This window comes from Bhargavaea ginsengi (genome assembly GCF_900109165.1).
GTDB lineage: Bacteria > Bacillota > Bacilli > Bacillales_A > Planococcaceae > Bhargavaea > Bhargavaea ginsengi.
The window spans coordinates 137,498-156,578 of record NZ_FNZF01000005.1; the positions used below are offsets into that span (position 1 = coordinate 137,498).

18 protein-coding genes and 2 riboswitches are annotated in these 19,081 nt (G+C 55.2%); of the genes, 9 read left to right on the forward strand and 9 right to left on the reverse strand.

The window, feature by feature from the left end:
- Positions 1–120 precede the first annotated feature (120 nt).
- The 5 genes from nadE to BMX91_RS12840 all read right to left on the reverse strand — a co-directional run bounded on the left by nadE (position 121) and on the right by BMX91_RS12840 (position 4,395).
- Positions 121–948 carry an ammonia-dependent NAD(+) synthetase gene (nadE, locus tag BMX91_RS12820; protein WP_092055044.1) on the reverse strand — a complete coding sequence of 276 codons (828 nt, stop codon included), beginning with the start codon at positions 946–948 and terminating at the stop codon, positions 121–123.
- Positions 949–978: 30 nt separating this feature from the next.
- Positions 979–2,460, reverse strand: coding sequence for a nicotinate phosphoribosyltransferase (locus tag BMX91_RS12825; protein ID WP_092055046.1), 1,482 nt, complete (start codon positions 2,458–2,460; stop codon positions 979–981).
- A gap of 178 nt (positions 2,461–2,638) precedes the next feature.
- A complete protein-coding gene (locus BMX91_RS12830) occupies positions 2,639–3,337 on the reverse strand; it encodes a hypothetical protein (RefSeq protein ID WP_092055048.1) in 699 nt (232 codons plus the stop codon).
- A gap of 203 nt (positions 3,338–3,540) precedes the next feature.
- Positions 3,541–3,720, reverse strand: coding sequence for a hypothetical protein (locus tag BMX91_RS12835; protein ID WP_092055051.1), 180 nt, complete (start codon positions 3,718–3,720; stop codon positions 3,541–3,543).
- Between the two features lie 108 nt (positions 3,721–3,828).
- Positions 3,829–4,395 carry an NADPH-dependent FMN reductase gene (locus tag BMX91_RS12840; RefSeq protein ID WP_092055053.1) on the reverse strand — a complete coding sequence of 189 codons (567 nt, stop codon included), beginning with the start codon at positions 4,393–4,395 and terminating at the stop codon, positions 3,829–3,831.
- A gap of 216 nt (positions 4,396–4,611) precedes the next feature.
- Positions 4,612–4,718: riboswitch (SAM riboswitch) on the forward strand.
- 91 nt (positions 4,719–4,809) lie between these two features.
- Here BMX91_RS12840 and BMX91_RS12845 point away from each other — a divergent pair.
- The 5 genes from BMX91_RS12845 (at position 4,810) to BMX91_RS12865 (ending at position 11,326) form a co-directional block, all read left to right on the forward strand.
- Positions 4,810–5,937 carry a methionine biosynthesis PLP-dependent protein gene (locus BMX91_RS12845; protein ID WP_092055055.1) on the forward strand — a complete coding sequence of 376 codons (1,128 nt, stop codon included), beginning with the start codon at positions 4,810–4,812 and terminating at the stop codon, positions 5,935–5,937.
- A gap of 33 nt (positions 5,938–5,970) precedes the next feature.
- Positions 5,971–7,104 (forward strand): 5-methyltetrahydropteroyltriglutamate--homocysteine S-methyltransferase, encoded by a 1,134-nt coding sequence (locus tag BMX91_RS12850; RefSeq protein ID WP_092055058.1) that lies wholly within the window; start codon positions 5,971–5,973, stop codon positions 7,102–7,104.
- Positions 7,105–7,155: 51 nt separating this feature from the next.
- Positions 7,156–8,286: a 5-methyltetrahydropteroyltriglutamate--homocysteine S-methyltransferase gene (locus BMX91_RS12855; protein ID WP_092055061.1), complete on the forward strand. Its 1,131-nt coding sequence runs from the start codon at positions 7,156–7,158 to the stop codon at positions 8,284–8,286.
- 39 nt (positions 8,287–8,325) lie between these two features.
- Positions 8,326–8,438, forward strand: a riboswitch (SAM riboswitch).
- An 81-nt stretch (positions 8,439–8,519) separates the two neighbouring features.
- Positions 8,520–9,974, forward strand: a complete 1,455-nt coding sequence (locus BMX91_RS12860; protein WP_092055063.1) for an MFS transporter — start codon at positions 8,520–8,522, stop codon at positions 9,972–9,974.
- Between the two features lie 176 nt (positions 9,975–10,150).
- Positions 10,151–11,326 (forward strand): acyl-CoA dehydrogenase family protein, encoded by a 1,176-nt coding sequence (locus BMX91_RS12865; protein ID WP_092055065.1) that lies wholly within the window; start codon positions 10,151–10,153, stop codon positions 11,324–11,326.
- 123 nt (positions 11,327–11,449) lie between these two features.
- Here the strand turns inward: BMX91_RS12865 and BMX91_RS12870 are convergent, their stop codons facing one another.
- Positions 11,450–12,007, reverse strand: a complete 558-nt coding sequence (locus tag BMX91_RS12870; RefSeq protein ID WP_092055066.1) for a DinB family protein — start codon at positions 12,005–12,007, stop codon at positions 11,450–11,452.
- A gap of 86 nt (positions 12,008–12,093) precedes the next feature.
- On the opposite strand from BMX91_RS12870, the gene BMX91_RS12875 reads away from it, so the two are divergent.
- Both BMX91_RS12875 and BMX91_RS12880 read left to right on the forward strand, forming a co-directional pair.
- Positions 12,094–12,327 (forward strand): hypothetical protein, encoded by a 234-nt coding sequence (locus tag BMX91_RS12875; RefSeq protein ID WP_092055068.1) that lies wholly within the window; start codon positions 12,094–12,096, stop codon positions 12,325–12,327.
- Between the two features lie 127 nt (positions 12,328–12,454).
- The gene (locus BMX91_RS12880) at positions 12,455–13,498 is read left to right on the forward strand and encodes a S1C family serine protease (protein ID WP_092055120.1); all 1,044 of its coding nucleotides are present in this window, start codon (positions 12,455–12,457) and stop codon (positions 13,496–13,498) included.
- Positions 13,499–13,546: 48 nt separating this feature from the next.
- Here BMX91_RS12880 and BMX91_RS12885 read toward each other — a convergent pair whose 3' ends face one another.
- From BMX91_RS12885 to BMX91_RS12895, 3 genes are all read right to left on the reverse strand, one after another.
- Positions 13,547–14,800, reverse strand: coding sequence for a dicarboxylate/amino acid:cation symporter (locus BMX91_RS12885; RefSeq protein WP_092055069.1), 1,254 nt, complete (start codon positions 14,798–14,800; stop codon positions 13,547–13,549).
- Between the two features lie 123 nt (positions 14,801–14,923).
- Entirely contained in the window at positions 14,924–16,099 is a 1,176-nt protein-coding gene (gene norA, locus BMX91_RS12890) for a multidrug efflux MFS transporter NorA (RefSeq protein ID WP_143059387.1), read from the reverse strand.
- A gap of 108 nt (positions 16,100–16,207) precedes the next feature.
- Positions 16,208–16,885 carry an RluA family pseudouridine synthase gene (locus BMX91_RS12895; RefSeq protein WP_092055073.1) on the reverse strand — a complete coding sequence of 226 codons (678 nt, stop codon included), beginning with the start codon at positions 16,883–16,885 and terminating at the stop codon, positions 16,208–16,210.
- 302 nt (positions 16,886–17,187) lie between these two features.
- Here BMX91_RS12895 and BMX91_RS12900 point away from each other — a divergent pair, with 302 nt between their 5' ends.
- Together BMX91_RS12900 and murQ are read left to right on the forward strand one after the other, a co-directional pair.
- Positions 17,188–18,036: a MurR/RpiR family transcriptional regulator gene (locus BMX91_RS12900; protein WP_092055075.1), complete on the forward strand. Its 849-nt coding sequence runs from the start codon at positions 17,188–17,190 to the stop codon at positions 18,034–18,036.
- Positions 18,037–18,180: 144 nt separating this feature from the next.
- On the forward strand, positions 18,181–19,068 hold the full coding sequence (murQ, locus tag BMX91_RS12905; RefSeq protein ID WP_092055077.1) for an N-acetylmuramic acid 6-phosphate etherase: 888 nt from the start codon (positions 18,181–18,183) through the stop codon (positions 19,066–19,068).
- The last annotated feature ends 13 nt before the right edge of the window (positions 19,069–19,081 follow it).

Genomic DNA, 19,081 nt, shown 5'->3' on the forward strand with positions numbered 1-19,081 from the left:
GAAACCGGCTGGGCGAATGACGAGATTAAGAGCCCGAATGACGAAACTGCTCTGTCGAGAGAAAGTCTTCCCACAATTAAAAACCCGCCAGCATCCGGACCGGCGGGTTCCTCTCAAGATTCAGTTTCTCCAGAAATCATCGTATACCGTGATTGGCAGATGGCGCTTGTGGCGGGAATTCGTGTAATAGGCTTCAAGTTTCTCCTGTGCTTCCGGAGAGATCTTTTTGCCTTCCAGGTAATTGTCGATGTCATCGTACGTCAGGCCAAGGGCGACCTCATCAGGAATGGCCGGACGGTCCTCTTCAAGATCGGCGGTCGGAACCTTATTGTAAAGATGCTCCGGACAGCCGAGCTCCTTGAGCATGGCCCGTCCCTGGCGCTTGTTCAGCCGGAAAAGCGGCACGATGTCAGCTGCGCCGTCGCCGAACTTCGTATAAAAGCCGGTGATCGCCTCCGCCCCGTGGTCAGTGCCGATGACGACCGACTTCTTCATCGCGGCAATGGCGAACTGGGCCTTCATCCGCTCGCGCGCTTTCTCGTTGCCCTTTACGTAATCGGTCAGGGGCACGCCCGCTCCGGCCAAGGCCGCCGCGCTGGCATCGACTGCCGGCTTGATGTTGACCTCATAAGACTCGGACGGCGAAATGAATGCCATCGCATCATCGACGTCTTTCTCGTCGAACTGCTTGCCGTACGGGAGACGGACCGCATGGAACTTGTACCGATCCGTGCTTTCCTCCTCATTCAGCTCGTCCACCGCCATCTGGGCCAGCTTCCCTGCGAGGGTAGAATCCTGACCGCCCGAGATGCCGAGCACGAACCCTTCCAGGAACGGATGGGCGCGGGCATAGTCCTTCATGAAATCGACCGACACGCGGATTTCTTCGCGCGGATCGATTTCCGGCTTCACTTTCAGTTCCCGGATAATCTCTTCCTGCAGTGTCATAATCACTTCCTCCTTCTTTTCAGACAGGGGTCAGTTTTCCGCTCCGTCTGTCTCAAACTCATGGATGCGGTCCTGGACCTCATGGATATTTCGCATTTTATTGTCCCAGCACTTCTGGCTTAGGTCGACCGGATACTCCTCCGGATTGAGCGAGCGCTTGTACTCGTCCCAAAGCAGGTTAAGCTGTCCGTGGGCGAACTCTGTGATTTGCGGTAGTTCCGGGAGGTCATAGACAATATGCCCTTCACGGACAACCTCCTGGTGCAGATTCACCGCTTCAAAATTCGTTACGAATTTCGAGATGAACGTATGGACCGGGTGGAACATCTTGAGGCGGGACTCCTCTTCCGGCTTCTCGTCCCACATCGTGATGTAATCGCCCTCCGCCTTGCCGTTTTCACGGTCGATGATCCGGTAGACTTTCTTGAGGCCCGGCGTCGTCACCTTTTCGGCAGTGGAAGAAATCTTGATGCGGTCTTCCAGGACGCCTTCTTCGTTTTCGATCGCGACAAGCTTGTACACTGCTCCGAGCGCAGGCTGGTCATAGGCGGTGATCAGCTTCGTGCCGATCCCCCACTGATCCACCTTCGCCCCCTGGAGCTGCAGGTTCATGATGGTGTACTCATCGAGGTCGTTCGAGACGATGATTTTCGCATCCTTGAATCCGGCCTCGTCCAGCATGCGGCGGGACTCCTTCGACAGGTAGGCGATGTCGCCGCTGTCGAGACGGATACCGATAAAGTTGATCTTGTCACCGAGCTCTTTTGCCACGCGGATGGCCGTCGGGACCCCGATCTTAAGCGTGTCGTACGTATCAACGAGGAACACGCAATCCTTGTGACGGCGCGCATAAGCGTGGAATGCATCATACTCGCTCTCGTACGCCTGCACCATCGAGTGGGCATGCGTACCGGCGACAGGAATGCCGAACAGTTTGCCCGCCCGGACATTGCTCGTTGCCTCAACCCCGCCGATCACCGCGGCACGTGCACCCCAGATTGCCGCGTCCATCTCCTGGGCACGGCGCGAGCCGAACTCCATGACGACATCATTTTTCACGACCTGCTTGATTCGGCTGGCCTTCGTCGCGATCAGCGTCTGATAGTTCACGATATTGAGAAGCGCAGTCTCGATCAGCTGGGCCTGGATCAGCGGCGCCTCAACACGGATGATCGGCTCGTTGCCGAAGACGAGCTCCCCCTCGACCATCGAGTAGACATCCCCGGTAAACCGCAGATCGGCCAGATACGACAGGAAATCATCCTTGTAGCCGGCATTGTCACGGAGATAAGCCAGATCGCTTTCCGAGAAGCGGAATCCCTTCAAGTATTCCAATACCCGCTCGAGCCCGGCAAACACCGCATAGCCGTTGCCGAACGGCAGCTTTCGGAAATACAGATCGAACACCGCGCGCCGCTCATGGACGCCATCCGCCCAGTACGTCTCGGCCATGTTGATCTGATAAAGGTCTGTATGGAGCATCAGACTGTCGTCTGCATAATTCGTCGACACAAGAATCCCTTCTTCCAAGTTCAGAATTTACACTAACTATACATTAACATGAATATACCCTGCCACACCCGGTAGCAATCAAGGGCGGGTTGTGACGGTTACCGGGAGACGCTGTCGATTGTTAATACAAAAAAGGAGCCCCCGCTTTCGGGAAGGCTCCTCTCATGCATCAGCAATGTTACTGTGCACCATTAACAGGGACATAAGGGTCTTCGCAATCTGGCAGAATGTGGACGATCAGGTACGTGACTACAATCTTATTGTCCGCAAGTCCAAGCGCCTCTGCAATCGGACAGCCTTTGCAGCGGATAGCGAACGAAATTGTACCGCAGAAGTCTGTCGGACAAAGGTCTGTGCCGTAACCGCCCTCACAGAGTTCTTGGATGACGCACGTTGTTCCGGTCGCAGTGAACGGCAGTTCATTATCAGCCGGGCAAGACTCCCAGAAGAACCCGAAAGTCGTGTCCAGACAGATTTTCAGGTACCAGTTGATATAACCGGCCACCGTGCGCGGACCAATCAACACCGGACCTCCGCATCCGCAAGGGTCGTAAACTGATGTTGCGTCTGCCATAGGCGCCTCACCGGCCACCGAATCTCCGCAGCAGATCAGGTACGGATCGTTCCTCAACAGCTTAAACGGTGGAATTTGGTCAGTGTTGACAGAATTCGCCGGCAATTCGAGCGTCGCAAAGTCAAAGACCAGACGGTTGAAGTTGAAACCATTCGTCTGGGTCATTTGTGCCCGAAGCCCTTGAAGGTTGTTCAAGCTTTGTACGTCTCCGGCATTCTTCGCTTCAGCGATTTCCGCATCAAGGCCGCGAAGGACATTCGGCATTTCCTGCTTAAGGATGTTTTGCATTTCTGTTTGGTTCATTTTTCTCACCTCCTCCACTTTTTTTCTCACAAGGTCTTTTACCTTGCTCTACCAATGTATTCGGGGGCCAAGCATCAGCTCGGGCGAATCTACCGGCGCCCTGCGGTGTTATCGCCCGTTTTGCGCATTCAAAAAGCCGCACGGCGTCAATCGCCCGTGCGGCCCATGGGAGTTTACCCCCTATTTCGGGATCCGGAATGGGGTTATTCCCCTCCCTTGTCCCGCTTTGTGCTCTGTTCAGCCTGCTCGACCTGCCCCTCCGGACTTTGGTCCGGTTCGAAATCAGGACTCTGTTTTTCCGGCATGCCGGTGAAATCATTTTTGTCGTCCGGCCCGAGTGCCTGCTCGCTCGCCTTGTCTGCGCGATCCTTTTTATCGTTCATGGCAATCTCTCCTTTTCATTCTCTCTTTATGGAGTTTACCCGCAAGCGCATGCATGCAATCAACGCCACAAAAAAGCCCATCCGGCAATGCCGGACGGGCGGTTACGATCAGTTAACAGCTGCAGCTGCCTTTTCCTTCTCGTAGAACTTAATGAAGTTGTCGACGACGATGTCGAGGAACGCGAGGGTCCCTTCGTCGGTGAGGTTGCCTGCTTCGTCGATTTTCTCGTGGACGGAGCCGATGTACACTTCGTTTTGCGGCAGGATTGCCGGAGCGAGGTTCGGGTTCGACAGGATCTCACGCAGATGCTGCTGGGCACGGACAGAGCCGAGCGCGCCCATCGAAGCACCGACGATGAATGTCGGCTTATTGTTAAGCACAAGTTCTCCGCGGCTCATCCAGTCGATGGCGTTTTTCAGCTGGCCGGGGATGGAGAAGTTGTATTCCGGTACGGCAAAGAGGACCGCATCGGAATCAGCCACGTCTTTCTTGAAATCGAGAACGTCTTCAGACGGATTGTTTTCGGCATCTATCGAAAACGGTTCAAGGGCATTGATGAAGACAGGTGTGATTTCCATGCGGTCCGCATAGCGGCTGCGCATGGCTTCGACGACTTTCAGGTTATAGGAAGTGGAGCTGGTGCTCCCGATGATCGCTTTGACTTTAATGGTCATGGATGAAACACTCCTTCAGAATATCTGTATTGCCGGAAGTGCGTTTTCCAGCTTATCCACAGTTATGTTACACGATTCGACATGTTTCATCCCTCTTCTTGCTCACCGGGACACTGGAAACTCTTTCAATCTTCATTTATTAAAAAAAGGCTTGCCGGTTGACCGGAACGGTGATACAGTGAGAGCAACCGATTTTTCTAATAATTGAATCAGCAATTCTTATCCAGAGAGACGGAGGGACTGGCCCTTTGATGTCTCAGCAACCTGCCTTAAGGCAAAGGTGCTACTTCCAGCGGATTCCGAAAGGTTCCGGAAGATAAGAAGACTCTTCTGTGCATCCACAGAGCCCTCTTCTTATTTGGAGGGCTCTTTCTTATTCCCTCCCATCCCAATAAGAGAAAGGATGCCTGCCTCATGTCCACCAGAAAAACAGCGACTCTCCTGGCGCAGCTCGGAAACCGGACCGACCCGCGCACGGGCGCCGTGAGCCCGCCGATTCATCTGTCCACCGCCTATGGTCATCCGGGACTTGGCCAGTCGACCGGCTATGATTACTCCCGAACAAAGAACCCGACCCGTGACCTTCTCGAAGAGGGCTTTGCGGAACTGGAAGGGGGCGACGCGGCATTTGCCTGCAGTTCCGGCATGGCGGCGATCGGCCTGGTTCTCTCCCTCTTTCGTCCTGGCGAGGGCATTCTCGCGCCGGAAGACCTGTATGGCGGGACCTACCGGCTGCTGGAGCATTACCGGAAGCAGTACGGCATCCCGGTCGATTATTTGACGTTTAGCGATCCGGATGAGGTCGAACGTACGATCACCGATACGACGAAAGCACTCTTCATTGAATCCCCGACCAATCCGCTTATGCAGGAGATCGATATCGGGGCATTCGCCAGTATCGCGAAAAAGCACAGCATCCTGCTGATTGTCGACAACACGTTCTACACGCCGATTCTCCAAAAGCCGATCACGCTTGGTGCGGACATCGTCATCCACAGCGCAACCAAGTACATCGGAGGACACAATGATGTGCTTGCCGGGCTCGTCGTGGCAAAAGGCAAAGCGATTTGCGAGCAACTTGCCGCCCAACACAATGCCGGAGGCGCAGTTCTCTCCCCGTTCGACTCGTGGCTGGTCATCCGGGGTCTGAAGACACTCCCTCTCCGAATGAAACAGCACGGAGAGAACGCGCGGAAAATTGCCGCCTATCTTAAATCGGAGCCTGCGGTGTCGCAGGTGCTCTACCCCGGCAAAGGCGGGATGCTTTCGTTCCGCACATCGGATCCCGACATTGTTGCTCCGCTGCTGGAAGAGTTGCAGCTGGTCGTATTTGCGGAAAGCCTCGGAGGCGTCGAAAGCTTTATCACTTACCCATCGACACAGACCCACGCGGATATCCCGCTTGAAGAGCGGACGCGACGCGGTATCGATAACACCCTCCTACGGTTGTCGGTCGGCATCGAGGACGCAGAAGATCTCATCGATGACCTGAAGCAGGCCTTTAGGGTCGCTCTTGCAAAAACCGGACAGCCGTCCGTCTGAATAAAAAACAATCAAAAGAAAAGAGGAATCTCTATGACTGCCAACCTTCCAGAAACAAAAACCGTCCGCACCCCATTCAAAGCCGACCATGTCGGCAGCTTTCTCCGACCAGAACGCCTGAAAAAAGTTCGTGAACAGTTCAAGGACGGCTCGATCACCCGCGAGGAACTGACCCTTGTGGAAGATGAAGAAATCAATAAGCTCGTCAAAGCACAGCTTGAAAATGGCCTGACTGCCGTCACAGACGGAGAGTTCCGCCGGACATGGTGGCATATGGACTTCCTTCTTGGCCTGGACGGCATCGAGTACACTGAAACCGGCGAAGGCATTCCGTTCAACGGGGTCAAAACGAAAGCCCACGGCTATAAGGTGACCGGCAAGATCGGCTATTCCGGAAACCATCCATTCCTGGACCACTTCCGCAAGCTCCAGAAAATCACCGGCGATGGCGTCAAAGTGAAATATACGATTCCAAGCCCGAACATGCTCTTTTTCCACAGCGGAATCGAAACCGACCTTTATCAGAACGGCGAGGACTTCTACAAAGACCTTATTCCGGCTTACCGCGCGTTCATCAAAGATCTGTATGATGCCGGATGCCGCTACCTTCAGCTGGATGACACGGCATGGTCGCTGTTCTTCTCCGAAGAAAGCCGCGACCTTGCACGCGCCTTCGGTTCCGACCCGGATCAGCTTGTCCACAAGTTTGCAGAGGCGATCAATGGAGCCATCGAAGGATGGCCGGATAACCTGCTGGTGACGATGCATATCTGCCGGGGCAATTTCCGCTCTTCCTATGCTTCAAGCGGAAGCTACGAAGGCGCGTCCGAAGTGATCTTCAGCAAACTGAACGTCGATGGCCTCTTCCTCGAGTTCGATGACGAGCGCTCCGGAGGTTTTGAACCACTCCGCTTCGTCAACCGTCCGGACCTGACCATCGTACTCGGCCTCGTCACTTCAAAGTTCCCTGAGCTCGAAGACGAAGAACAGATCAAGGCAAGAATCCGCGAGGCCGCCACTTTTGTGCCGCTCAGCCAGCTCGCCCTCAGCCCGCAGTGCGGGTTTGCATCTACCGAGGAAGGAAACATCCTCACCGAGGAAGAGCAATGGGCGAAGGTCCGGCATGTTGCCAAGATCGCCAAGGACGTATGGGGTCCTGAGGCCTGAACATCGCTTCCCTGAATCACAGACTATCAACCACAGAAAGAAGGAATCATGATGACTACATCCGTTAATAAAACACGTGCACCATTTCGCGCTGATCACGTCGGCAGCTTTCTACGCCCCGAGGCTCTGAAGGAGGCCCGCGTCAAGTTCCAGCAGGGAGAGATTTCCCGAGATGAGCTGACGCGTATCGAAGACGAAGAGATCCGCCGGCTCGTCGAAGCCCAGAAGACGAACGGGCTCCGCGGCGTCACGGACGGGGAATTCCGCCGAAGCTGGTGGCACCTTGACTTTCTTGCGGGGCTTGACGGCATTGAGTTCCGTGAAGGAGAAAACGGCACGCGCAAGTTCACAGGCGTTGAGGTGCGGCCCGTCGGCATCAAAGTCACGGGGAAAATCGGCTACAGCGGCTACCATCCGTTCATCGACCACTTCAAGAAACTGAAGGAAATTGCCGGTGATGATACAACCGTGAAGTTTACAATCCCTAGCCCGAACCTTGTTTTTGGCCGTGCAGCGCTGGAAACGGATTTCTATGATAAGAAAGAAGATTTCTACCGTGACGTGATCCCGGCATACCACGCGCTGATCCGCGACCTGTACGATGCCGGATGCCGCTACTTGCAGATCGATGACACCGCCTGGACATCTTTCTTCACGGAAGAAGAACGCGACAAGCTCCGTAAAGAAGGTTCCGATCCTGATCAGCTGATCCATCAGTTCGCCGATGCCATCAATGGGGCCATCGCGGATCGCCCGGACGACCTGCTGGTAACGATGCATATCTGCCGCGGCAACTTCCGTTCGACCTTCTTCACTAGCGGAAGCTACGAGGATGCGGGCAAGATCATCTTTGGAGGCCTGGATGTCGATGGTCTGTTCCTCGAGTTTGACGATGAGCGTTCCGGAGGATTCGAACCGCTTCGCCATGTCAATCGCCCGGATCTCACTGTTGTTCTTGGACTGGTCACCTCGAAGCATCCTGAACTGGAAAACGAAGAAGCGGTGAAGGCCCGAATCCGGGAAGCTTCCGAATATCTGCCGCTTGAACAGCTGGCACTCAGCCCGCAATGCGGATTTGCCTCTACAGAAGAAGGCAATAACCTGACGGAAGACGAACAATGGGCGAAGATCCGCCACGTCGTGAAAATCGCAGAAGATGTCTGGGGCAAAGACAACAACTGATCGTTTGCCGAACATAGGCATCATCACCAATAGATGACACTCTTATGAAGAGCGGCTGAGGGACCGGCCCGTTGAAGCCCGGCAACCGTCCGGAGAAACCACTCCGGGCAAGGTGCCAATTCCGGAGGCGGGATTTCGCCTGAACATGAGAGCGATGGGAATGAGGAGCCCCGCGCTTTGCGGGGCTTTTGCCATTTGCTCCAACCCCATTAAATGGATGGAGTGTGACCGATATGATCAAGCTAGGAAGCTGGAAGCAATACCATATCATCTGGAGCATGCTGTTTCTCGGATGGTTCGTTTCGTATATTGACCGAACGGCCACCGGCCCGCTCATCACCTACATGATCGAGCACGAGGTCGCCTTTTTTGCCGGCGTGGACAACCCTCATGCGATCGGCGGCCTGATCGGCAGCCTGTTCTTTGCTGGATTCATGCTGATGCAGTTCCCGGGCGGATACCTTGGTGACCGGTTCGGCTACCGCGCCATCATCGTACTGAGTATTTTCTGGGCCGGTATCGCAACACTCCTCACAGGCATCGCGGGTGGGCTCATCACCTTCATCCTCCTGCGTGTGCTGCTCGGGCTTGGGGAAGGAGTCTTTTATTCCAATGACCGTTCCTACATCTCCTTCCACTCCCCGCCAAACAAAATCGGGCTGGGAATGGGAGTTGCACTCACCGGGGTCTCGGTAGGATTGACCGTTGCGACACTCGGGGTCCCGCTTCTGCTCAGCTGGGCAGAACCTCACTTTGGCGAACATGCATGGCGGGTCCCGTTTTTCGTCCTCGGGGGCATCACGCTATTATCAGCAGTGCTGATTACCATCTATCTCAAACCGAAGCAGCTGCCCGACAACCTGGATCCACACTCCCCAGCCGTCAAGGCGGAATATCGCAAAGCGCTTCCTCCCCTTTTCGGCTACAGCGCGGTGTTCCTTGCAATTGTGATGGGCATCTACCTGCTTGCCACCAATTTCGGGGTATCCGATGTCGGCATCGCCGTTCTCCTGACTGCACTCTGCCCGATCCTGATTGTTTACGTTTACCGGCGAAGAAAGGAAGAAATCGGACCGATCCTGAAAAACCGGAATCTTCTCCTCATGTATGTGTTCTTTATCCCCGTCATGTGGCATCTCTGGTTCTACGGGTTCTGGGCGGTGTCAATCGTCCGGGACTTCGGCGGGAACGCCCTGGTCACAGCTGCGCTGATCGCATCATTTAACGGACTGGCCGGTATTATCGGATTCCCGCTGGGAGGCATGATCTCGGATCGGGCAGCTTCACGGCCGAATGGCCGCCGGAATGTGCTTGCACTCCAGACCGGTATTGTCGCTGTCCTGACATTTGCCTTTGCCGGTTATGTGATGGCGGGTTACAGCAACCCGGTTGTCCTATCCTTGCTGCTGTTCAGTTCGGGGCTCTTCTTCTTTGCTCTCCAGCCGGTGGCTCACGCCCTTGCATCTGAACATGCACCGGAAGCTCAGCGCGGCTCCATGTTCGGCATGCTGAACCTCGTTGCCGAAATCGGCGCAATCCTTTCTCCTGTAGTTTCGGGAGCTCTCCGTGACGCATCCGGGAACTGGGGGGTGCCGCTTCTATTGGACGGCACCCTGATGGCAGCGGCCTTCCTGTGTGCAATCGCAGTGACGGCAAAAAGCCGCAAAGCAGTTCCTTCGGCGGCGTGACCAAAGCGTCCGGAGCCGAAAGCTCTCAGGCACCTTAAGTCGCATGATGGTATAGACCTATATTCAGATTACCTCCGGACACCGGATTCTTCCGGCGCCCGGAGGTTTTATTTCACTCATCCCCGACTAGTCCTGTACACTTTAAGTAATATCTGTATTCAACAGGAGGGCGAACGATGGAGTTATTCATCAGGACAGAACAGCAAAGAGAATGGGTCGGCAAGCTGACCGGGCTCGGCAGGGAGTTTGCCAAGGATGCACAGGAACGCGATGAAGCCGGAACGTATCCTGCTGAGCAAATCCGGAAGCTGGCCGAGTCCGGCTATACGGCACTGGCCGTCCCTGAGGAATTTGGAGGCGCCGGAGCGGGTGTGCATGATATGGTCCTCTATCAGGAAACAATCGCCCGCTTCGATGAAAACATTGCACTCTCGGTCGGCTGGAACCTCGGCGTTCCCGGCGGCATTTTCGAACAGCGGAGCTGGGATCCGGAGATGCTGGAGTTCTTCGCGAAAGAACTGCAGGATGGCGCACTGGTCAACCGTGCGGTAAGCGAGGCGGCAACCGGCAGCCCTTCCCGAGGCGGAAAGCCGGGAACGGTTGCGGTACGCGACGGGGATTCCTATGTGATCAGCGGCCGGAAGTCGTTCACGACCGGCTCCCCCGCCCTCACCTATTTCCTCACCTCTGCCTGGGTGGAAGATAAGGAACAGGTCGGCTTTTTCCTCCTCCACCGGGATCTGGATGGACTGTCAATCGATGAAACATGGGATGTCGTCTCCATGCGCGGCACGGGCAGTCACGACCTCGTCCTCGAACAGGTCCGCGTTGACGAAGGGGCACTCGTCGAACTGCCCGTACGAAAACCGGGCGGGCCATCTTTTGACGGCTGGCTTCTGCATATGCCGGCCGCCTACCTCGGTATCGCCCAGGCCGCAAGGGACTATGCTGTGGACTTTGCCGGAAGGCACGCCCCTAACAGCATCAGGGGCCCGATCAGCCAGCTGCCGAACGTCCGCCAGCTGATCGGCGAGATGGACTTGGAACTGTCTCAGGCGCGCCATGTGCTGTATAGCGTGGCCGATGCGCACGACGATCCGGTACGACGGCCTTTCCTTGGACACGAGGTGCCGGTCGCCAAGACGACCGTCACGAACGCCGCCATCTCGATTGTCGACAAGGCGATGCGGGTCGCGGGCGCGAAAAGCCTTCAGCGGAACAATCCGCTCCAGCGCTACTACCGGAATGTCCGCGCCGGCCTCCATAACCCGCCGGCGGATGATATGGCAGTCCGAGCACTCGCAGACCAGGCGCTGGGCCAGCGTCACGATGAGCCTTCACCAAAAAAATGAATCTAGGAATCAATTCATTTCTTCCTCTCATAAAAAGATACACATGAGGATTTTTCTATGGATCAGGGAAAGGGCATGGTTTGATAAGAACCCATTTTTACGAATGACACCCCGTCCGCAGATTTAGCGGATGGGGTGTTTTTGTGCATTTCCAAGGAAGTCATCAATCTGCTGCCGATGATGTTGATCGTGATAGATAAAGTCTCCAATGATATAAATCAGCGTGTAAGGCGAGCCCGTATACGGACAATGGCTGTCCCCGTTTGACGCTGCAGGCCTGACAAGCACTGATTCCGGCAGTTCAAACAGACGGGAAACAAGCTGATTCCGCGCAGCCCCTGCTTCCGTGATCAGCCTGCCCGGAGTGACTTTTTCCGCGTATGCCGCAGCTCTGTTGTTGAAAGGACCGAATTCAGGAAAGGCCATCCCTTCTCCCTCAAGCACTGCAGGAATTACCCGGTCGGACAAATGCTCATCCCACTTCAATATATGGGCAATGATCTCACTTGCCGACCACTTCCCTTCCGCCAGCGGTTTCTTCAAGACATGCGGATCAACAGATTTCAGCTCAAACAGCCAGTCGGAATATGCCCCAAATTCCCGAATGATTTTCTCTGTTTCTCTATCAGGCCCCATCTCCCATTCCTCCTCCCCCATCAGATTCCAGTCTCCCAATTTCATTCGCCTCGCCCCTCCTCTCCTCCTTCAATCGCCCCGATGCCGGCATCTTACCGGAATAGACTGTGGTTGATGAGGAGGTGAAAATCATGACAACGAAATCCCACTGCTCAAACGTCTGGGTATACCTGGCGGGTGTGCTGGCTGGTGTGGTTCTGCTCGGGCTGTTCTTCCTCGTGCCGTTCCTTCTGGCTCTCCCCGCGGTAACAGGCATCTGGACAGTACTCCTGATCATCGTGGTCGTGCTGGTCGTCATTCTGGCACTGGCGGTGGTTTTGAGTGCATTGCTCCGACTTCTCAGATCTTTGAGGTTCTTGTCCTGACGACAGGCGGCTGCTTTTTGCAGCCGTCTTTTTTCATTGCGGGCAGTTTCGGACGCTCAGCAAACACCCCCTCTCTCCTGTATAATGAGGCTAACTGAAAGACGAGGGTGTGGACGGATTGGACCGAATGGATGGCCGGCGCGGTGAACAGGAGCCGGAAGAAAAGAAAGACCCCCGCCTCTCCGGAGAAGTAGAGGCACGGGACAGGGTCTACGACGAAGGACAAGAATACGAAGATTTCGATGATGGAGAAGACATCTGGGAACCCGACGAATGGGGCGTCTGGGATGCCATCGCGGAAGGCGATGTCCTCGATGAAGAGGAGTTCGGCGAAGACGACTTTTACGACTACAATGAGCCGGCTGACCGACAGCCCGACTCAGAAGAACCGGAAGACCCGGAAGACGAGGAGATCCGCCGGCTCGTCCTCGAAGCCCAGCGGGAAGCATGGCTAAAGGAACGGACGGAGGAACCGCCGCGCCGCGGGCCATCATTCGGCACGAAGGCGATGATCTGGATCATTTCGCTCATGATGGTCGTCAGCACGTTTGCGTTCGTCCTGGAACTGTTCCCGCTTTCGGCGGTCGACTTCCTGCGCACCTCCTCACAGCTATCCGAGCAGGAGACCGTTCAGGCGCAGAAAGAATCGGTCGTCTCCGTCGTCACGCCTGACGGCTCCGGTACCGGCTTCATCCTATCGGCAGACGGGACCATCCTGACGAACCATCACGTGATCGAAGGGTACGACCGCGTATCGGTCGTCCTGTCCGATGACCGGCGGTTCATGGCCGATGTGACGGAATCTTATCCGGAATCCGACATGGCCGTACTCGAAGCCGAAGACGAATCCGGTCTTCCTTTTCTTGAGCTGGCAAACTCCTACACACTGGATGAAGGGGACCCGGTCACCTTCATCGGCAACCCGCTCAGCTTCCGGGGCGTGGCAAACAAAGGCAACGTAATCGGTCCGATCCGCGTGAACGGCCTTGCACAGCCCGTCATCATGATGGAAGCACCCGTGTACCGCGGCAACAGCGGCAGCCCCGTGCTGGACAAGGACGGCCTCGTTGTCGGCATTGTGTTTGCGACACTGAATCATGAAGAAGAAGGCACGGTCGGTCTGTTTGTCCCCGTAGATGAGCTGTACCGCCAGCGTCAGGAAACTCCATAAGAAAACCGCAGCGGCCTATGAATCAGGCAACTGCGGTTTTTTCTATAATCATACAGCTTCTGTTTCTGCCGGCACGCCATCCGCATCCGGCTCGCCAAGTACGCCTTCCGATTGGGAGACGACAACCGCGCAGGCTGCATCTCCGGTGATATTAACGGCAGTCCGCACCATATCGAGGAGGCGGTCGACACCGAGGACGAGCGCGATCCCCTCAACCGGCAGGCCGACAGACGTCAGTACCATGGCCAGCATGATGAGACCGGCCCCCGGCACCGCGGCAGTGCCGATGCTCGCCAATACCGCGGTCAGAACAACTGTCAGAAGCGCACCCATCGACAGGTCGATGCCGTAAGCCTGGGCGATGAAGACGACCGCCGCCCCCTGCATGATTGCCGTACCGTCCATGTTGATCGTGGCGCCGAGAGACTGTGTAAAGGAACTGATCGACTCAGGCACCTTCAACCGCTCCTGCGCCGTCTTCATGGAAACCGGCAGCGTGGCGGCGGAACTTGCCGTACTGAATGCCACGACCTGCGCAGGGATAAAGTTCTTGAAGAACCAGATCGGATTCCGCTTGCCGAGCAGGGAAACCGCGCCGCCATAGACGACCAGGGTATGAATCAGGAGTGCCCCGAGAACGACCCCCATGTACATACCCATCGCGCTGATCGCATCAAAGCCCTGGCTTCCGACTGCAGACGCAATCAGACCGAATGCCCCGTATGGAGCAAACTTCATGATAAAGGTGATGAGGTACATGATCAGGTCATTGGCCTGTTCAAGGACTTCCCTGACCCGCTCCACCTTTTTGCCGAGCATGGCGATGCCGAAACCGACCAGCGCAGAGAAGAAGATAAGCTGGAGCATATTCCCCTCCGCCATCGCCGCTATCGGGTTGGTCGGGATGATGCCGAGAAGCGTATCCATGACAGGTGGTGCTTCCTGGGCCTCATAACTGATGCCCGCCGTGTCGAATTCACCCGCGGCTCCTGGCTTCAGAACAAGTGCCAGAGACAATGCGATGACAATCGCCACGGCAGTCGTAATCAGAAAGAACCCGAGTGTCTTTCCTCCGATCCGACCCAGTTTCTTCGGATCTCCGATACCCGCGGTACCGAGCGCGATCGCTACGAACACGACCGGAACGACGAGCATCTTCATCAGATTCAGGAAGATGGTACCGAGCGGACTGAACAAGTACGTATCTACCGGACCAAATACACTTGGAGCGAACAGATTCAGCGCAAGACCGACGATGACACCGGCAATAAGGGCAATGATGATGTTTCGGGCCAGCTTCATGATTGATCCCCCCTTGTTCTACTTTATTCGCCAAGCTGACTAAAGATGAAAGCGCTTTCTTAAATATTATCTTTAAGTTCTGATATTGTCAATCTTTGCTGATTAAAACAAAAACAGACCCGCTCAAGACGGGCCTGCAACATTCAGTTTAGGTTTCTTCCAGAAATAAGATAAGATCACACCCGCCGCCAGGGTGGCAGTGGCGAAGTAAAACGGATAATCCAGGTGGATATCGAACAGGATCCCGCCAATGACCGGCCCGAACACATTTCCCAGGCTCGTGAACATCGAGTTCATCCCGCCTGCAAAGCCCTGCTCATTGCCCGCCACCTTCGACAGATAAGTCGTAACCGCCGGACGCACCAGGTCGAAACCGACAAACACCGTCATCGTCACGAGCAAAATCATGAAGTACGAGTTCACGAGAGTCACACAGTAAACAAGTACTGCGGAGACGATCAGACACCACCGGATCAGCCTGATTTCGCCGAGCCATTTGTTCAGCCGGTCAAACAGGAAAATCTGCGCCACCGCTCCGACGACGCCTCCGCCTGTGACCATGATTGCGATGTCCTTCGGCGTAAAGCCATATTTATGATCCGTAAACAGTGCGAACAGCGACTCGAACGCCGCCAGCCCGAATGACAGGATAAAGATGATCACGAACGCAATAAAAAACACCGGTGAAAAGATTTTCCGGAAACCGGTGGTGCCTGGCACCATCTCCTCCACGTCTGTCTTTTGCCGCTGCGGTTCACGCAGCGCCACCATGGAAAATATCGCAGCGATAAAAGCTAACCCGAATGCGGCGAAAAACGGGACACGCGTGCCGATTTCAGCCAGAAATCCGCCGAATCCTGGTCCGACGATAAACCCGGTCGAAATGGCAGCGGACATGTAACCGAGAGCCTTCGGCCGTTCTTCGATCGTCGTGATGTCGGCGATGAAAGCAGTGACGGCCGGCATGATGAATGCCGCACTGATGCCGCCGAGGAGCCGTGAGGCAAACAGCAGAGAGATGGATTGGGCAAGCCCGAAAAGCAATTCAGACAAGCTGAACAGAATGAGCCCGATCACGATCATCCGCTTGCGGCCGTATTTGTCGGTCCATTTACCTGCTATCGGTGATGCGATCAGCTGGGTAAGTGCAAATGCAGCGACAAGGTTCGCGGCAGCCGACCCGCTCAGGCCCAATTCGTTGATCAGCGCCGGAAGCACCGGAATGACCAAGCCAATGCCCATAAAGGCGATGAACAAGTTGATGAGCACCGTCGTGAGCATGATGTTTTTCTTCATGATAGTTTTCCCCTTTGGACCCGATTGCTCCTATCATAGCCGGACATCACCGGTTTCCGCCACTTTGGCGGTTGATGTTTTGAGAGTTAAGATTTCCGAAACGGGTGACAGTCAGGAAAGTTCCCAATGGCTCCACGGCTCAACATCCGGGGGATGGCTCGTGAAGAACATCGGTTCCTTCTTTACCGGATGCGTGAAAGCGAGCGCCCGTGCCCAAAGCGCGATCTGCTGGCCGGGGCGGTTCACGGAAGCGCCGTATTTCTGATCACCGTATAGCGGGCAGCCGATCGTCGATAGCTGAACCCGGATCTGATGAGGCCGTCCGGTCTCCAGGCGGACGGAGACAAGCGTCAGGTCCCCTTTCCTGCCGAGGACTTCATAGTTCAGGACCGCCTTTTTCGCATCCTTCACGCCCGGTTTCACGACGCTGACCTTGTTTTCTTTTTTGTCTTTAAGGAGATGATGCTCCAGTCGCCCCTTCTCCTCAGGGGGGATGCCGCGCACGACTGCCACATATTCACGGTCCATGTCACGGCGGCGGAGCGCATCGGACAGGCGGGATGCCGCCTTCGATGTTTTCGCGAATACGATCGCGCCTCCGACCGGACGGTCCAGCCGGTGAACCAGTCCGAGGTAGACATTTCCCGGCTTGTTGTCGCGGTCTTTGATCATCTCCTTTAATGCCGTCAGCAAGTCCTTGTCACCTGTCCGGTCCTCCTGGACGGGCATATTCACCGGCTTCTCGACAAACAGGAGATGGTTGTCTTCAAAAAGTATCGGGATATTCATTGTTTGTCTGCTCCTTTTTACTTGATCTTAAGGGGTTTGTCAGGAGGATCAGTCCTTTTCAGCATTCGTACGCAAACTTCTTGGATTCGTACGCAAACATGGGGAGACCTCCTCTTTTCGCACGCAAACCTCTTGGATTCGCACGTAAACCTCTTGGATTCGCACGTAAACCTTTGAGTTTCTCCGCTTCACAATTTATTTTAACAGAGGCGTGGTCCATGCTGTCTGTTATACTGGACGCAGTTCACGCCATCCCGCCCGTGCGGCTGGCGGACCACCTCAAATCAAGGAAGGTACCGTCCATGAGTTCATTACTTAACCGCATCGAACAAAGTCTCCCGAGCCTCTCGGGTGCCGAACGCGCCATCGGTGAATACATCCTGCAGCACCCGGAACTGATTCCGAACATGACGACCCGGGACCTCTCCAAAAACAGTGGCGTCAGCGAATCCAGTGTCGTCCGCTTTTGCAAGTCGATCGGCATCGGCAGTTTTAAATCGTTCAAGCTGGAATTGGTGAAAGACCTGACGCTTACCGGCATGAACCTGACGGATTTTGATATCCTCCATCAGCAGGACGAGCCGTACGACCTGTTCCAAAAGGTCACCCAAGTCAATAAGTCGGCCATCGAAGCGATCCCCTCCTCCCTCGACCGCAAAGAGTTCGAAAAGGCAGTCGGCATCCTTAAAGACGCAGGCCGGCTCCTGTTCTACGGTGTGGGCGGTTCGGCCACAGCCGCAACAGATGCTTACTATAAGTTCACGAAACTCGGTTATGCATGCCAAAGCCACCATGACTTCCACTTCATGCTGTCCTCGATCCCGTATCTGGACGCGCGATCCGTATTTTTCGCAATCAGCAACTCCGGAAAAACAAAAGATGTGCTGGAGCTTGCGCGATTTGCTAAGTCCAAAGGGGCGACCATCATCGCGATCACCAACCTCGACAAGTCACCGCTATACAGGGAAGCGGATATCCGGCTCTGCACACCGGTGGTCGAACAGGATCACCGGATCGGCAGCATCCCGTCCAGGATGACCCAGCTGACCATCATCGACGCCCTCTACCTTAGTGTTTTCCACGCAACAGGTGAATCCGTCATCGATCAATACCATGAGGCACGGAACGAAGTCATCCGTCTCCGAAGATAATCCCGGCAAGGAAAAGGCCAATCGGCCCTTTCTGCCGGGAATTTTTTTCGACAGATGATGAAAAAATATTCTTCATATTGACATTTAATTTCTTTTTAATAGAATGAATTCATGAAACATAATTTCATAACAGTAGGTGAAGACATGCTGGAAAAACTCACGACCGAAAAAAGAAATCCGAAGAGCATGAACATCGATACGCTTCCGATCAGGGAACGCCTGCTGCTCATGGTTGAAGAGGATGCCGGGATTCCCGAAGCCATCCGGAAACAGATCGATCCGATTGAAAACGCTGTCAGCCTTGTGATTCAGGCCTTCCAGAAAGGCGGACGGCTGATATACGCCGGCGCCGGTACGAGCGGGCGGCTCGGCATTCTCGATGCGTCCGAATGCCCGCCGACTTTCGGCGTCGATCCGGGCATGGTCCGGGGAATGATTGCCGGTGGTGAACAGGCGATCACGAACGCGATCGAAGGTGCTGAAGATGACGCGGACCAAGGTGCGAAAGACATCGCCGATCTCTCTGCCGGACCGGATGATGTCGTCGTCGGAATCGCCGCCAGCGGAAGGACGCCGTATGTCATCGGGGTATTGAACCGGGCAAAGGAAATGGGTGCCAAAACTGTCTCCCTCAGCAACAACGAGGGTTCTGAAATCGGGCGCGTCGCCGATGTGGCCATCGAAGTCGTGACCGGGCCGGAAGTCATCACCGGTTCGACACGTCTAAAAGCCGGCACCGCCCAGAAACTGGTGCTGAACATGATTTCCACCATTGCGATGACGGGGATCGGAAAAGTGTACGGCAACCTCATGGTCGATGTGCAGCCTACCAATGAGAAGCTGGTCAAACGCGCAAAGCACATCATCATGGAAGCAGCCGGCGTTGACTTTGAAACGGCAGAGGAGGCCTACGAAAAAGCCGGTGAACAGGTCAAGCCGGCCATCGTCATGCTGCTCCTCGGCTGCTCTCTCGAAGAAGCAGAGGCGCACTTGAAAGAAGCAAAGGGGTTTATCAGGGAAACTCAGAGATAATCTGGAGGGGAAA